Source organism: Fibrobacter sp. UWB7 (assembly GCF_900142945.1).
Classification (GTDB): domain Bacteria; phylum Fibrobacterota; class Fibrobacteria; order Fibrobacterales; family Fibrobacteraceae; genus Fibrobacter.
In genome coordinates this window covers 1,201,729-1,216,070 of sequence record NZ_FRCO01000001.1, presented here as the reverse complement: position 1 = coordinate 1,216,070, position 14,342 = coordinate 1,201,729, and the positions used below count along the sequence as shown (strand labels likewise).

15 protein-coding genes are annotated in these 14,342 nt (G+C 48.8%); 11 read left to right on the top strand and 4 right to left on the bottom strand.

Annotated elements, in window-relative coordinates:
- Positions 1-48 precede the first annotated feature (48 nt).
- From BUC30_RS05060 to BUC30_RS05030, 7 genes are all read left to right on the top strand, one after another.
- The gene (locus tag BUC30_RS05060) at positions 49-756 is read left to right on the top strand and encodes an energy transducer TonB (protein ID WP_072827996.1); all 708 of its coding nucleotides are present in this window, start codon (positions 49-51) and stop codon (positions 754-756) included.
- On the top strand, positions 756-1,322 hold the full coding sequence (locus tag BUC30_RS05055; RefSeq protein ID WP_073423810.1) for a MotA/TolQ/ExbB proton channel family protein: 567 nt from the start codon (positions 756-758) through the stop codon (positions 1,320-1,322). The genes BUC30_RS05060 and BUC30_RS05055 overlap by 1 nt, the downstream gene beginning before the upstream one ends.
- Positions 1,315-1,707, top strand: coding sequence for an ExbD/TolR family protein (locus tag BUC30_RS05050; protein ID WP_073423809.1), 393 nt, complete (start codon positions 1,315-1,317; stop codon positions 1,705-1,707). Before BUC30_RS05055 ends, BUC30_RS05050 begins: the two co-directional genes overlap by 8 nt.
- A 4-nt stretch (positions 1,708-1,711) precedes the next feature.
- Positions 1,712-4,087 carry an efflux RND transporter permease subunit gene (locus tag BUC30_RS05045; RefSeq protein ID WP_083555504.1) on the top strand — a complete coding sequence of 792 codons (2,376 nt, stop codon included), beginning with the start codon at positions 1,712-1,714 and terminating at the stop codon, positions 4,085-4,087.
- 9 nt (positions 4,088-4,096) lie between these two features.
- The gene (locus BUC30_RS05040) at positions 4,097-4,870 is read left to right on the top strand and encodes an outer membrane lipoprotein-sorting protein (protein ID WP_073423808.1); all 774 of its coding nucleotides are present in this window, start codon (positions 4,097-4,099) and stop codon (positions 4,868-4,870) included.
- 137 nt (positions 4,871-5,007) lie between these two features.
- The gene (locus BUC30_RS05035; protein WP_073423807.1) at positions 5,008-6,231 is read left to right on the top strand and encodes a DUF1302 family protein; all 1,224 of its coding nucleotides are present in this window, start codon (positions 5,008-5,010) and stop codon (positions 6,229-6,231) included.
- A 123-nt stretch (positions 6,232-6,354) separates the two neighbouring features.
- Positions 6,355-7,296 carry a helix-turn-helix domain-containing protein gene (locus BUC30_RS05030; protein ID WP_073423806.1) on the top strand — a complete coding sequence of 314 codons (942 nt, stop codon included), beginning with the start codon at positions 6,355-6,357 and terminating at the stop codon, positions 7,294-7,296.
- Between the two features lie 81 nt (positions 7,297-7,377).
- Here BUC30_RS05030 and BUC30_RS05025 read toward each other — a convergent pair whose 3' ends face one another.
- Genes BUC30_RS05025 through BUC30_RS05010 form a run of 4 tightly spaced genes read right to left on the bottom strand, consistent with a single transcriptional unit; the run spans position 7,378 to position 11,358 of the window.
- Entirely contained in the window at positions 7,378-9,039 is a 1,662-nt protein-coding gene (locus tag BUC30_RS05025) for a sensor domain-containing diguanylate cyclase (RefSeq protein WP_073423805.1), read from the bottom strand.
- A 6-nt stretch (positions 9,040-9,045) separates the two neighbouring features.
- On the bottom strand, positions 9,046-10,578 hold the full coding sequence (locus tag BUC30_RS05020; protein WP_244536484.1) for a diguanylate cyclase domain-containing protein: 1,533 nt from the start codon (positions 10,576-10,578) through the stop codon (positions 9,046-9,048).
- Between the two features lie 39 nt (positions 10,579-10,617).
- The gene (locus tag BUC30_RS05015; RefSeq protein WP_073423803.1) at positions 10,618-10,842 is read right to left on the bottom strand and encodes a DUF167 domain-containing protein; all 225 of its coding nucleotides are present in this window, start codon (positions 10,840-10,842) and stop codon (positions 10,618-10,620) included.
- Between the two features lie 6 nt (positions 10,843-10,848).
- Positions 10,849-11,358: a DivIVA domain-containing protein gene (locus BUC30_RS05010; protein WP_014546416.1), complete on the bottom strand. Its 510-nt coding sequence runs from the start codon at positions 11,356-11,358 to the stop codon at positions 10,849-10,851.
- A 330-nt stretch (positions 11,359-11,688) separates the two neighbouring features.
- On the opposite strand from BUC30_RS05010, the gene rpmH reads away from it, so the two are divergent.
- From rpmH to BUC30_RS04990, 4 genes are read left to right on the top strand one after another with little or no spacing between them, the layout of a single operon-like run.
- Entirely contained in the window at positions 11,689-11,844 is a 156-nt protein-coding gene (gene rpmH, locus BUC30_RS05005; protein ID WP_014546417.1) for a 50S ribosomal protein L34, read from the top strand.
- A gap of 14 nt (positions 11,845-11,858) precedes the next feature.
- Positions 11,859-12,221, top strand: coding sequence for a ribonuclease P protein component (locus BUC30_RS05000; protein WP_348536613.1), 363 nt, complete (start codon positions 11,859-11,861; stop codon positions 12,219-12,221).
- Positions 12,205-12,456, top strand: coding sequence for a membrane protein insertion efficiency factor YidD (gene yidD, locus BUC30_RS04995; RefSeq protein WP_014546419.1), 252 nt, complete (start codon positions 12,205-12,207; stop codon positions 12,454-12,456). Before BUC30_RS05000 ends, yidD begins: the two co-directional genes overlap by 17 nt.
- Positions 12,453-14,303 carry a YidC/Oxa1 family insertase periplasmic-domain containing protein gene (locus tag BUC30_RS04990; protein ID WP_073423801.1) on the top strand — a complete coding sequence of 617 codons (1,851 nt, stop codon included), beginning with the start codon at positions 12,453-12,455 and terminating at the stop codon, positions 14,301-14,303. Before yidD ends, BUC30_RS04990 begins: the two co-directional genes overlap by 4 nt.
- The last annotated feature ends 39 nt before the right edge of the window (positions 14,304-14,342 follow it).

The window sequence follows — 14,342 nt, the reverse complement described above, 5'->3', positions numbered from 1 at the left end:
ATAGGGGGTGTTCTGATTTATTTTTGTCCGTCCAATTGTGTGGTTCAAATGACTCAGAAACGAATCTATTCAGCTTTGTCTTTCAACAAGGCCTTCTATATAGGGCTTGCCGTTGCAATCCTTATCCATATCGCCACACTTTTAAACCCGTATTTCAAGAAACAAGAAATCTCGACGCAACGCCCCGATAGCCCCGTAATGCATGCGGAAAAGGTCTATATCGCGCCCCCTCCGCCTCCAGAAGCGCCTCCGGTCGTGAAAAAGGTCGTTCGTGCTAAAATTATCCCGAAGGTTGTAGAAAAACCGGTTGAAGAACAGCCTCCAGAACCGGAACCAATCCCGGAACCGGTAACAGAAACGGCCCCGGTTGCAGTTGCGGAGCCTGTTGTTGAAGCGCCTCCTGCGCCCCCTGTGGTCAAGGAACCGCCCAAACCATCGGCAGACTCTATAAAAATGGTGACCCGCACTTACTTGCGCTCGCTCAAAAAGCAACTGGAACAGATCAAGGATTACCCTGCGACGGCTAAGCGCCTAAAGCAGGAAGGCACGGTACGTGTGCGGTTTACCATCCTCGCCGATGGCAAGATTGAACAGATTGAAGTTTCGGAATCAAGCCGTTATTCGTCGCTGGACAATAGCGCCTTGGAAGCCGTTGCCAACATGGGCAAATTTCAACCTATTCCAAAACTTTTAGAAAAAGAACGCTGGAGAATCGAAATTCCAATCCAGTACAAACTTAATGCAGGGAGATCGTAATGAACTTCATTCTCGACTTTGTCAAACAGGGCGGTTACATCGGCTACATCCTGGTTGCACTGAACTTTATCGGTTACGCCATCATTATCTGGAAGGTGATTTCGCTAATTGTCTTTAATAAAACGGTTCAGCCGCGTTTGACAGATAAAGTTATCCATCGCGTGGTGACCTGCAATACCGACCATCACATCATTACAGAAAGTATCCGCACTGAAATCGGCCTTGCATTCTCTCCGCTCACGAAGGGCCTTACGACAGTCGAAAATATCGCATCCATTTCTCCAATGCTTGGCCTCCTCGGTACGGTGGTGGGCATTTTCAACGCTTTCACGGTGATAGCGGCCTCTGGCCTTGATGATCCATCCGCTTTTGCGACGGGCATTAAGTTTGCTCTCGTGACAACGGTCCTTGGGCTTGTGGTCGCTATCCCGCACGTGATTGCGTTCAACTACCTGAACGCCCGCATGGAACAGGAACAGGACGAAGTCGAAAACCAGGTGCTTTTGCACTTGGGCAAGACTTTGCAGGAACGTGACGCAAAGAGAACGGAGTCTTGCAATGGCTAAAAGACGTCGTCGCATATCGCTGGACATGACGCCACTAATTGACTGCGTGTTTTTGCTGCTTGTCTTTTTCTTGGTGACGTCTGTCTTTAAGCAGGACAAATCTGTCCTCAAGCTTTTATTGCCTGAAACTTCGAGCGAAGTCAAGCAGGAAGTTTCTGAAGGATTCTTTATAGAACTTTCGGAATCGGAAATCGCCATCAACGGTGAATTGGCAACGGTTGAAATTTTGAAGAACAAGAGCGCTGCCGTGCAGAACAAGAAAGCGCCGGTCGCCTTGAAAATCGACAAAAAGACTCCTTACGAAAAAGTCGCAGAAGTCTTGGATGTTCTCCAGATGGAAAAGATTTACAACATACAATTCGTCAATGAATTAAAAAAGGAGTGAGAAGATGTCACGTATTCGAATAAATATCGAAAAGGTGAACGAAAAATTTGAAAACTTCGCAAGGTTCCTGATTTCGCACAGGGCCTTGCTTCTTGTTTCGTTTATAGCCTTGCTTGCGATTTCTATCGTGGGCATGAAAAAGATTTACGTCGAAGCATCATGGGATAGCTACTTTATCGAAGGCGACCCGATGCTTGTCGAAACGGACAAGTTCAAGGAAACGTTTGGCAATGACTATTTCGTAGGCGTGATGGTCGAAACGGAACAGTCCGTCTTGACGCCGGAAAACTTGAAGCTCTTGCGCGAGCTTTCGAACGAGTTGCGCGATAGCCTCTCGTATTCTGACGGTAAGGCCACATCGATTGTCGATTTGGAATACATGCTCGGTACGGACGAAGGCATGGAAATCGTGCAGATCGTGCCGGAAGAAATCCCGACAGATGCAGCGGGCCTTGCCGAAATCGAAAAGCGCCTCGCCGCAAAGCCGGAGCTTGCAAAAAAGCTCATCTCTAAAGACCGCAAGCAGGCCTTTATTAACGTGAAGCTCCGTCCGTTCCCGGAAGATTCTGTGTGGAAGGCTGAAGGCGAAGCGAAGGGCGTTAAAGCAGAAGCTCCGGACATGAAGACGGGCCGCGAAACCTCTGAAATCATCGCCAAGGAAAAGTACGCTCCGCTGCACCCTCTCGCAACGGGTATGCCTTACTTGAGCCATCAGAAGCTCAAGTACATCGGCGAAGAAATGAGCCGTATTTTCCTCATTACGGTTCTTTGCTCCATCATCGTGATGTTCCTTGTGACGCGTTCGCTCCGCGGAATCGTTTCTCCGCTGATTACCACGTTCGCGGGCGTTATCATGACTTTTGGCTTGGTCGGCTATCTCGGACTTTACATGGATGCGACCAACATCATGGTACCTGTCATCTTGGCGTTTGCCGTCTCCATTGCGTATAACATTCATATCCATTCTTTCTTCCGCAAGAATATGATGCTCACGGGTAAGCGCAAGGAATCTGTGCTTTACGCCATGAAAGAAACCGGCTGGTCAGTGCTGTTCTCGGGACTCACAACGATTGTGGCACTTCTGTCGTTTCTGTCGGTGATGCTTAAGCCTATCCGCTCCGTGGGCATCCTCTCTTCTATCGCTGTTGGCTTCATTCTCCTTGTGGCTCTTACAGTTTCGCCGATTCTCCTAAGCTTTGGCAAGGACAAAAAGCCGAACGCCAAGGTGCTTGAAAAGGGTGATACGCGTATGGGCATCATCCTCAATAATCTCGGTCAGTTTGTTCTGACTCACGGAAAGCCGATTGCCATTATTTTTGCTGTGATTACCGCAATTTCGATTTATGGCGTCACCAAGATGGAACCCGCTTTTGACGTGGAACGCACGATGGGCCGCAAGGTCGAATATGTGAACAAGATGCTCTACGTTGCCGAATCTGAAATCGGTAGCTTCTACTCTTACGACTTGGTGATTGACTTTGGCGAAAACGACAAGGCAAAGGAAGTCGATAATCTCAAGAAGCTGGAACAGCTGCAGGATCACGCCCAAAAGTATCCGCTGACAAAACGCTCCACTTCCATTCTCGACATACTGAAGGATTTGGATCGCACCTTGAACGAAAACCGTCAGGAAATGTACGCCATCCCGGAAACGGAAGAACAGGTGGCTCAGCTCTTGCTCTTGTACGAAAATGCCGGTGGTTCCGAAGCAAGCTACTGGATGGATTACGATTACAAGAAGCTCCGCTTGATGGTCGAAATTTCTAGCTACAACTCCAACGAACTCCAGAAGGAGATCGAGGATTTGCAGAATTTCGCACGCGAACTTTATCCGAATGCAAAGGTAACGGCTGTGGGTAACTTGCCGCAGTTTACCGCTATGCAGCAGTACTTGGAAGTGGGTCAGATGACGTCCTTCCTCATTTCTGTTGTGATTGTGGCGGTGCTCTTGATGATTGTCTTCGGCAGCGTCCGCACGGGTCTCATCGGCATGATTCCGAACATCGCTCCGGGTATTTTCGTGGGTGGTTATCTCGGCTTTAGCAACATCCCGCTCGACATGATGACGGCAACGCTTATCCCGATGATCATCGGCCTTTCCGTAGACGATACGATCCATTTCATCAACCATGGCCATGTGGAATTTGACCGTAATAAAAATTACACGGATGCCATTCTCAAGGTGTTCCGCTCCGCAGGACCTGCTCTTGTGATGACGACGATTATCATGGTGGCGACATTTGCGGGCTTTACGACTTCGCAGGCCACGCAGATGTTCAACTTTGGCTTTGTGGTGTTTGTGGGACTTGTCTCGGCTTTGCTCGCCGACCTGTTCGTGACACCGCTTTTAATCAAGAAGTTTAAAATTTTTGGAAAATAGGAGGAAATTATGAAAATTTCAAAAATTGCTGCGACGCTCGTTGTCGCTCTCAGTGCAATGTCTATGGCTCAGACGAATGCCCGTGACATCATGGTCGAGGTCAAGAACCGCCCGGATGGCGACACGCGCTCTTCTTCGATGGAAATGAAGCTCGTGAACAAGAGCGGTAACACCCGCGTCCGTAAGATTACATCTTATGCGATGGATGTGGGCGTGGATACCAAGACCATCATGTTCTTCCAGTACCCCAACGATGTGAAGGGCACAGGATTCTTGACCGTGAACTATGACGATGTCAACAAGGAAGACGACAAGTGGCTTTACTTGCCCGCCTTGAAGAAAACTCGCCGCATCAGCGGAAAGAGCTCCAAGACCGATTACTTCATGGGCTCCGACTTCACCTACGATGATATCGGCAAGCGCAATGTCGATGAAGATACGCACAAGCTCTTGCGCGAAGAATCGGCAGACGGTTTCGATTACTACGTCGTCGAATCGACTCCCAAGAAGGAAGGCGAAATCTTCTCCAAGAAACTCGTCTGGATCCGCAAGGATTGCGATGTCGTCGCCAAGGTCGAATTCTACGACAAGCTCGGCAAACTCCATCGCCAGATGATTTCTTCGGACATCAAGAAGGTTGACGGTTTTTGGACGGTCGGCAAGATGGAAATGAAGAACGTGCAAACGGGACACTCCACGGAACTCCTCTTCCTCGATCCGAAATACAACATCCAGCTCGATTCCAAGATCTTCTCTGTGAACAAGTTGGAACGTGGGTTGTAGTTAGTAGACTGTACAGTCCTGTGTCATCCTGGAGGGGCGATGCCCCGATAGGATCCAGTGAATGTATGATTGTCATGCCCGCCTCTTTGTCATCCCGGACTCCGTTCCGGGAGGGCATCTCCCATTAAGGAGGAAAAATGTTTAAAAAAACGGTTTTCGCGTTATTGTCCGCAGCATTCGCCTTGTCCGCGCACGCCCAGGAAGACGAGCTTTCTCTGCAGCTGAACGGCTTTGTGGACTCGTATCATGCGTTGCAGGTGGAACATCCGCACAAGATTATGTCTTCGCGGACGCGCCTCCGTCTTGAAATGCGTGCGAATTACGGCGAGGCTTCGCTTTTCTCGAGTGTCAATCTCGCGTACAACAGCCTCATCAAAGACCAGTCGGGTGCGTTCCTTCGCGAAGCGTATTTCGACTACGCCGGCAAATACCTTGAAGTCAAGGCGGGCCGTCAAATTATCACGTGGGGCGTTGCCGATGGGCTCCGCATTACGGACTTGATTTCGCCCATGGACTACACGGAATTCATGGCGAACGATTACGACGACATTCGCGTGCCTGTGAATGCTATCAACCTCAAGTATCCTGGCGAAAGCTTCTCCGCCGAACTCGTCTTTGTGCCGGTTCCGGAGTATTTTGTGATGCCCTCGGGCGAGGATAATCCGTGGACGATGCCGTTGCCTGCGAATACGAGCATGGACTTGAGCGGTACTCCTGAAAAGCGTCTCAAGAACAGCGAAGTGGGTGGACGTCTGCGTTTCTTCCTGGAGAATCTCGATTTCTCGCTTACGGCGCTGCGCACTTTCAACAAGTCGCCTGTCACGATTGCGAGCTTCAATCCGGAAACGAAATCTGCCGTGATTAAGGGTGTGTACGAGCCGATGAATGTTGTCGGTGGTGATGTCTCTATCCCGGCGGGTGAACTTGTGATTCGTGGCGAGGTGGCGGCGTACTTTGGCGAACCTATTGCCTTGAGCAATTTACGTGATTACTGGTTGCGAAAAACTTTCAATGCTTTGCTAGGTGTTGATTGGTACGCTGGCGATAACTGGACTTTCATGTTCCAGTATATGCACAAGGTAATTATGGATTATCAAAGCATTCTTGGTACAGACCAAAATACGTCCATGATTACAGCGCGTATCTCCAAAGAGGTCTTGAACAATACACTCAAACTTTCTGTTTACGGGATGTTCGATGTCGACAATGTCGGTTTCTATGTGCGCCCGGCGGCAGATTACCTCCTGAATGACCAAATAACGATTTCGTTAGGAGGCGATTGGCTTGGCGGAAGGCGCGGTACGTTTAAAACTTACAAGAAAAATACGCAAATATGGGTAAAAGGTAAGTATTTCTTCTAGAAAAGTCACTTGCCGTTTTAAATAAAATTGCCTAAATTTAGACTGGACTAAGTTAGATTAACCTAATAAAATTGGTTTTGACTAAAATACTTGGTTCGGTCTAATTTTTGAGAGAGTGAGATTATGTTAAAGCCCGTACCCGATAAGAATCTGATTCAAATCCAGAATACAGATTTCTTTTCCCATTATATGTTACAAAATAAAACCGGGACGGGACACCTTCTAACATATAACGTATTGCCTGGGCTGCAAGTCTTCTACTGCAATTTCCATCTCAAGGAATTTACCTTCAATTTTGAGAATCAAGGCAAGAACTTGATTGTGCTCCATTGCCATAACGGCAGCGCAGAATGGCTGAATTCGGAATCCATGCCGAAATCCATGGAAGAGAATGGCCTCGTTTTGCTCGACAAGATGCCGGCAAGCAAGACGTTTAAATTCCCGGTGCATTGCTATCACGGGATTTCTGTTGTGTTTTCTATGGAACGCTGCCAGTGCGATCTCATAAACATGTTCAGGGCGGTTGGTGTCGATTTCGCTGCACTTGTCCAAAAAATCCAGCCGCTGACGCTCCCGTTAAAGCTTCCGTCTAGCGAGCACGTGAGCCACATTTTCTCGGAACTCTACAGGCTCCCGAAAAACATCCGCTTGCCGTATTTCAAAATCAAAGTGCTCGAACTCATCCTCTTCTTGAGCCGCCTTGATTCCGAAGCCAAGTACGAAACGGCGGCGCAAATCCCGAGCGCGTACAAGAGCAAGATGGAACTCCTGCGCGAAATCCTCCGCGAAAATGTCGAAGAGCATTTGACGCTCGAACAGCTCTCCAAGCAAATTGAAATGAGCCCGACGCAAATGAAAAAGTATTTCAAGCTGGCGTACGGCGATGCCATTTATTCGTACCTCAAAACGTACCGCATGAAAAAAGCCACCCAGCTTTTGCTAGATGGCAAATTCAATGTCGCCGAAGTCGCAAGCCGTGTGGGCTATACAAACTCCAGCAAGTTTGCACAAGCGTTCAAGGAATACACCGGCTGCTCGCCCAAGGAATACAAAAACAAGACCTAGTCTGCGACGCTTCTTGCGCATATTTTGCGGCGCATCCCGCGACATCTCGCAACACTCGCGGCGTTTTGTTGGCGCATCTCGTTATGCGTTTTCGTCAGTTGTTCCCGGTTCCTGGGCTTCGTTTGCGGCGTGTTTCTCTTCGTGCATTTCTTCATCGCGGCTAAGCGGTCTGTGTTCTGCGATTTTGATTTCGCGCTTGTTGATGTACATGTTCTTGTCTGCCTTGTTGAACGTGTCTGCGATTGTCGTTGCCTTGGCGTAAGATGCAATTGCAAGACCACATGCAATCGAAATTTGCTTCCACGGGAATGAGGCATTCTTGGTCAAGTCCATGCTTTCTTTAAGCTGGCTCATAAGCTCGTGGTGGTTGTCTAAATCCCTGCCGGTAAGGACGACTAGGAATTCGTCACCGCCAATTCTAAAGACGGGGCTGTGTGTGAAAATTTGGCAAATCAGCTTGCAAGAATTTATAAGGTAGGCATTCCCGTTTTCGTGACCGTACGTATCGTTGATTTCCTTGAGGTTGTTCGTGTCAAGGATGGCGATACCGTACGACTTTATCTCGCCGCTTTCAATGCGACTTTTGAGCTCGGCAATGTAATTGTCGTAAGCCATCTTGTTGCGTACGCCTGTGAGCGAATCCTGGAAGGCTAGCCCCTGCATCTGCTTCATGTGCTGGATGATGTGGAATTTCGCCGCTGCAAAACTCTTGGCGAGCTCTCCGATTTCATCGTTCTGGCGAATGTTGAATTCTGCGTTCATGTCGCCTGTAATCATCTTCTTTGCTTCTGTCGTAAGCTCCTTGAGCGGCTTGGTAATGCTCCTTGAGAAGAATATGGTAATGGCAGTTGTAAAGCCAAGGAGTAATAAAATGAAAATGATACTTTGTCTGATGTGCTTATCGCGTTGGGCGTTGATTTCAAGAATCGGTGCCACCGTAATCAGGTTCATCCCGTTGTAAAGAGAATTTGACAACTCGATCTGGTCTTCCTCCGGCTTGAACGTGAGCCCGTTAGGGAGTGTCGGGTGGTAAACGACTGCGCCTTCCGCGTCTTCTAGGAATGCAAAACCGCTTTGCATGAAGTGTACTTGCGAAAGCTGTTTGGTCAGCTGGTCAAAATCGATATCGATGCCGGCGACGCCAATTTCCTTATTATCTAAGAACATCGGGATGACGTAAGAAATAATGTATGCGTTGATGTTCTTGTTGTAATAAGGCGGAAGCCAGACGGGGCTTCCAGTCATGATCGGTTTGTAATACCATCCCACATGTTCTACATCGGAGGGGCTGTATTGCTTGATGTTTGTCGTCGCATGATTTTCGAACATTCCGTCGGGAGCATTGCGAACGAGGTAAACGCCTTCGTTAGAATGGGTAATGTCGGGATTAAATCTGACAAATACACTTTTGGTGCTTGAAAGATTATAAATGGTGGATTTGAGACGTTCCCTAATGCCGTCTATGTTTCTGGAAAGATTCTTGGGGTCTGTCAAAAATGTCGAATCGTCCTTGATTTGCGAATAAATGCCCGCTGCGGTCGCCATCGTGTATTTTTCGTGGGATTCGAATAGATTGTTCAGCTTGGCAGCTTCGCTGTTCGCCTGGTCTTTCAAGTACTGCATGGAATTGCGCTGGGTCGTTCGGCTGATGAACAATGTGCTGAGAACGCCAAGCGAAAGCGTTCCGATGAGCGTACTTGATAACGAAAGAATCAAAATTTTAGATTGGATCGAAAGTCTCATAATAATTTACTCAATATCGTTTCGGTATTTCAACATGTTTTTCTCAGCAATGGCGAGCTGTTCCGACAAAGAAGACGACTGCGAGTCTTCGCAAATTGCGGTGCCAATAGAAATCTTGACGCAATCCCACGGATTTTCTGCCGAGGCTGTTTTCTTTACGCCTTCTTCCAGTTTTGCTTGCAGACGTTCGCAGTCCTTCAAGTCGTTGTTCATGAGGATGACTATAAATTCGTCTTCGTTGACTCTGAATACGGGGCTGTGATCGAACGTTGTGCAGATAATCTTGCTTGATGCCTGCAGCAAAGAGATTGCCCTCGAATTCCCAAATTTATTTTTGATTTTGAATAAATTGTCTACGCTTGCGACGAGGATTCCGTAAGTTTTTATTTCGCCTGCAGACGCCTTGATACTGAATTCGTTGATGTAGTGGTCGAATGAGTTGCGGTTGCGGACGCTGGTGATCGGGTCCCTGAATGCAAGTCCCTTGATGTGTCCCATGGTCTCTGCAAGTCGAACTTTTGCGTTGACAAAGCTCTTGGCGAGGTCGCCGATTTCGTCGTTCCTGGTAATGTTTAGCGTGGCGCTCATTGTTCCGTCGATGAGCCTGTTGGCGTAGTCCGTGAGTTGCTTGAGCGACTTCGTAATTGAATTTGCAAAAATGAGCGATGCAAAAATGAAGGCTACTAAAATAAGCATCGTGATGAGAATCAGGTTCTTGATAAGGTTGTCCCTGTTTGCCGTAATCGAAGATTTCGGTATGACGAATGTCAAGTCCATGCCGTTCTCAAGCTTGTTGTGTATGAGGAGGCTGTTCTCGGGTAATGTGAACTTGTGTCCATTCGGGATGCTAGGATGAAAAAGAATGTTGCCGCTCTTGTCGGCGAGGTATGCGTAGTCGTTGTCGAAGAGTTTGATGGCGGCTATTTCGCGGGTGAGGTAATCGAAGTCAATGTCGACGCCGATAACGCCAATTTCCGTGTTGAATTTAAACAAAGGAATGACGTACGAAATCATGTAGATGCCGATGTTCTTGTTGAGGTAGGGCATCATCCATGTAGGCTGCTTTGTCCTGATGGGAACGTAATACCAGCCGACATGCTCGATATCATCTGGATTGTATTTTGAAAAATCGGTCGGCTCGAGGAATTTGAGCTCGTGGTCCCGCGATGTCTTTGCCATGAAAATGCCCGAAGTCGGGGGCGTGAACTTGGGGTTGAATCGCAAATAGGCGGCAACGGCTTTATCTGTATTGCCGATGGTCAGGCGGATGAGCTCGCGGCTCTTTTCGGTAAATTCTTCGAGGTGTGTAGAGTCAGTCAGTTGTTCGAGACTGTCGAGCATGCCCATCACAGCGATGTTCAACGTATTGACGTACTGCTCGACGTTTTTTAGCCTGTTGTTGATTTTAATGGTTTCAATGCTCGTCAGATTGTGTAGGTGCTTCTCGGTACTTTCGTGGACGACTTTGTCTGTGGTATGCAGGCAGAGCTTTCCGAATGCAAATGCACAGAGGACAAGTCCCGAAAGTGCAAGTATCAATACTCTTGTCTGTATTGTAGCCCTAAATCGACGTTTCATCTATTTCCCCATTATTTCGATGACCTTTTTGTTGTTTGTCGATCCCATGACAACCGAAACATCTCGTTTGTGGACGTGGAAGTAATCGGCTATCAGCTCGCAAATTGCCTCGTTCGCGGCTCCGTCGACTGGTGGCGCCTTGACCTCAACCTTGTAGCTCCCGTCGGGCTGAGGTGTGACGCTCTCTCGCTTGCTGCGCGCGTGTACCTTGATGTTGATTCTCATGGTGCACTAGGTAAGGGCGATGCCGTCGTTCTGTATCGTAGCTGGCGCCTCGAATTCTCTCTGCTGGTCGTTTTCCATCGCGGAGAGGAGTTCGTCCTGGCTATGGATGAGCGCACGGCAGCGGATGAAGTAATTGGTGCGGAGCTGGCGGAGCTGCTCGATTTCGGTGCGGAGGTTTTCGCTTTCGCGCTTGATGCTTTCGACTTCGCGCATGGCACGTGCCTTTGCTTCGGCGATGATGATTTCCGCCTCCTTCTCTGCGGATGCCTTCACCTCGTTAATCGTACGCTGCATCGTCACAACGGCGTCCTGAATCGTCTTTTCGATTTGGCGGTAGTAGTTCACGCGTTCTTCGGCGACTTTCAGGCGTTCGGTCAGGTTCGTGCGGTCGCGGAACATGTTTTCAAACGCGGTCGCCGTTGTCTCCAGAAAAGCCTTCACCTCTTCCGGATCGTACCCCTTAAAAGATTTCTTATGAAATGTCTGGTTTCTAATATCAAGCGGAGTGAGTTCCATAAAATCCTGCTTTTACGCTATATTCTATTATATAAGTAAAAGATATAAAAGGAATTGTTGGTTGTTGGCTGTTAGTCATTAGTTGTTGGTCAATAGTTGCTGGTTGTTGGTTATTCTGCTAATGGCTAATGGCTATTGACCACTGACCACCCTAAAAAATATCTGTTTATATATTGTTAATACATTGTGCTCTTGCTGAATGCTTTTTGTTTGAGTCCCGTTAAGGGTGAAAAATTACCCTTTAGGTCGGTTGTAACCCCTTGATAAATACCGACATTTTACTAAATTTGAGTCTCAAAAAAATTCTGTTTTCATAGAAAGGTTTTTATCATGAAAAGAACATTCCAGCCTCACAATCGTAAGCGCGTTAACAAGCACGGTTTTATGGCCCGTATGGAAGACCGTTGGGGTCGTGCTGTCTTGAGCCGTCGCCGTGCTAAGGGCCGTAAGGTCCTCACCGTCAGCGACGAAATCTATAAGAAGTAAGTCGGGGCTGGCTTATAGCCACTCTGCGTTCTTATCGGCTGCCCAATCAGCCCGCTTACCGGCAAGTAGCCGTCCAAGGGAAGTTCCTCCGCGCACCTGCTTTTAGCATGCGATGGATTGAAGCTCCGGACGGTTTTTGTCGTTTCTGCTTCTTAGCCAAGAAGAAGAACGGAAATGCCGTGTATCGCAATAAGTGCCGTAGGATCCTACGTCCACTGTTTTATGGTATTGTCCCGAATATCAAAAAGCCCGTCTGGGCAATGATTATCGTGAGCGACAATTCCAAGGAAATGTCCTCTGAACGTTTCCGCGAGTCCGCCCAGAAAATTTTCCACAAGATGGAATGGGACAAGCAACCGGATGTGGCAGAAGCTTAAAAATGCTCTGGTGGCGGCTTTGATTGCCCCCATCCGTCTATACCAACTGGTACACCCCTATTTTTTTCATGGGGTCTGTAGATTCCAGCCTACGTGTTCAAACTACGCAATTGAAGCTTTACGCCTCCACGGGCCCATCAAAGGTTTCTATCTTGCGGTTTTTAGAGTCTTAAGATGCAACCCCTTCTGCAAGGGCGGATATGATCCCGTTCCGCTCCCTAAGGATAAAAAATGAACAAGAATACACTCATTGGTTCCATCCTTATCGCGGTCATCGTGATTTGGTGGATGGCTGTCAATAATGCAAATGCCGAGGCGCAGGCTGCAGCCCGTGCCGCACAGGCTAAGGCTAAAACCGAAAAGCAGGTCGCTGCAGATTCTGCAAAGTCGCTCGTGATTCCGAGCAAGACTCCAGAAATCAAGGCTGCACCGGTCTTGGGCGGTACAGAAAACGCTGCCGCTACGGCTGTGGCAAACGATAGCGCAGCTCCGGTTGCTCCGAAGGCTGAAATTGCAGAACGCTCCGTGACGGTCGAAACCGACAAGTTCATCATGACCCTCACCAACAAGGGTGCTAAGGTCAAGAGTGTTATCGTGAAGGCTCTTCCGGATTCTACCGGCAAGTTCCCGGAACTCATCCAGGATACGACGCTTGGCGCCTTTGACTTGAAGCTCGACAACGCTGACTTGAGCGAAGCGATGTTTGAACTCGGTAACACGCCTGCAAAGATTGTCGTGAACGACAGTGCAAAGGTACAGTTCGCATTCCAGGACGCAAACGGCAACCAGGTCATCCGTTCTTATGGCTTCACCAAGGAAGGTCCGGCAGTCCGTCAAGAAAACAAGTTTATCGGCTTCCAGCCGAATGCCTACGAACTCGCATGGAAGGGCGGTCTCAAGGAAACTGAAGATATTCCGAAGTCCAAAGGCTTCATGGGCATCGGCGGTGGTGGCACCTACTACTTCAGCGAAGTCGTTTTCAATGACCGCTATTCTGTGGAACGCGAAATGCCGCGCGAACAGACTTCTTTCAATGCTACTGAAGGCAAGGTTATTTGGGCCGGTCTTCGCCGCAAGTACGTGGCTATGACGGTCCAGTTCGACGAAGCTGTTCCGGCTGTGCTCAAGACAAAGCCGATGAAGGTTGAAGATAGCGAAGTCGATCCGGGTACGTACAAGCTTACGATTGCCGACGATTTCCGCGGTGCTCAGTCCCTCAGCTACGACTTGATGATTCTCCCGCTCAAGTGGGATGAACTCTCCGCTCTCAACAAGGACTACGAAAAGATTATCGTGAGTGGCTGGAGCTGGTGCGGTGCAGACGTCTGGTTCGTCTGGATTTGCAAGATGCTCCTCAAGCTCTTGAACCTCTTCTACAGCATTATTCCGAACTACGGTATTGCTATTATCCTCGTGACGCTCATCGTTCGCGGTATCACGACTCCGTTCACCGTGAAGCAGATCAAGTCTACGCGTGGCATGGCCGCTCTCAAGCCGCAGCTCGATGAAATCAACGTGAAGTACCGTACCGACCCGCAGAAGAAGCAGGCCGCTATGATGGAACTCTACAGCAAGAACAACATCAACCCGCTCGCAAGCTGCACGGGTGGCTGCCTCCCGATGCTCATCCAGATGCCGATTTTCATGGGCCTCTTCTTTGTGCTTGGCCGTGCAATCGAACTCCGTGGCGCTCCGGCATTCCTCTGGATCTCTGACCTCAGCCGCAGTGACGTTGTCTGGAACGGTATCAGCATTCCTATCATCATGCCGTCTGGCCTTGCCATCCTCCCGTGGCTCATGGTGGCAACGACCTATTTCCAGACCAAGGTGACGATGAGCTCCAACGCCGGCATGGATCCTGCACAGCAGAAGATGATGGTGTGGATGATGCCTGCCATGATGCTCTTGTTCAGCGCCGTGATGCCGTCTGGTCTCGTGCTCTACTGGATTATCGGTAACATCTGGAGCATTGCTCAGTACAAGTACATTTACAGCAAGTTCCCTCCGGTTAACGGCAACAAGCCCGCCGCTTCTTCCAAGCTCAAGGGCAAGAACGTCAAGGACGCTGAAATCGTGAAGTAATTGAAATGCGCGGGCTTTCCCGCCGTGCGATGTCATCCC

Bases quoted from the DNA above. Each gene is read 5' to 3' on its own strand.
- BUC30_RS05060 (WP_072827996.1), top strand. From the start codon at position 49: ATGACTCAGAAACGAATCTATTCAGCTTTGTCTTTCAACAAGGCCTTC.
- BUC30_RS05055 (WP_073423810.1), top strand. From the start codon at position 756: ATGAACTTCATTCTCGACTTTGTCAAACAGGGCGGTTACATCGGCTAC.
- BUC30_RS05050 (WP_073423809.1), top strand. From the start codon at position 1,315: ATGGCTAAAAGACGTCGTCGCATATCGCTGGACATGACGCCACTAATT.
- BUC30_RS05045 (WP_083555504.1), top strand. From the start codon at position 1,712: ATGTCACGTATTCGAATAAATATCGAAAAGGTGAACGAAAAATTTGAA.
- BUC30_RS05040 (WP_073423808.1), top strand. From the start codon at position 4,097: ATGAAAATTTCAAAAATTGCTGCGACGCTCGTTGTCGCTCTCAGTGCA.
- BUC30_RS05035 (WP_073423807.1), top strand. From the start codon at position 5,008: ATGTTTAAAAAAACGGTTTTCGCGTTATTGTCCGCAGCATTCGCCTTG.
- BUC30_RS05030 (WP_073423806.1), top strand. From the start codon at position 6,355: ATGTTAAAGCCCGTACCCGATAAGAATCTGATTCAAATCCAGAATACA.
- BUC30_RS05025 (WP_073423805.1), bottom strand. From the start codon at position 9,039: ATGAGACTTTCGATCCAATCTAAAATTTTGATTCTTTCGTTATCAAGT.
- BUC30_RS05015 (WP_073423803.1), bottom strand. From the start codon at position 10,842: ATGAGAATCAACATCAAGGTACACGCGCGCAGCAAGCGAGAGAGCGTC.
- BUC30_RS05010 (WP_014546416.1), bottom strand. From the start codon at position 11,358: ATGGAACTCACTCCGCTTGATATTAGAAACCAGACATTTCATAAGAAA.
- rpmH (WP_014546417.1), top strand. From the start codon at position 11,689: ATGAAAAGAACATTCCAGCCTCACAATCGTAAGCGCGTTAACAAGCAC.
- yidD (WP_014546419.1), top strand. From the start codon at position 12,205: ATGTGGCAGAAGCTTAAAAATGCTCTGGTGGCGGCTTTGATTGCCCCC.
- BUC30_RS04990 (WP_073423801.1), top strand. From the start codon at position 12,453: ATGAACAAGAATACACTCATTGGTTCCATCCTTATCGCGGTCATCGTG.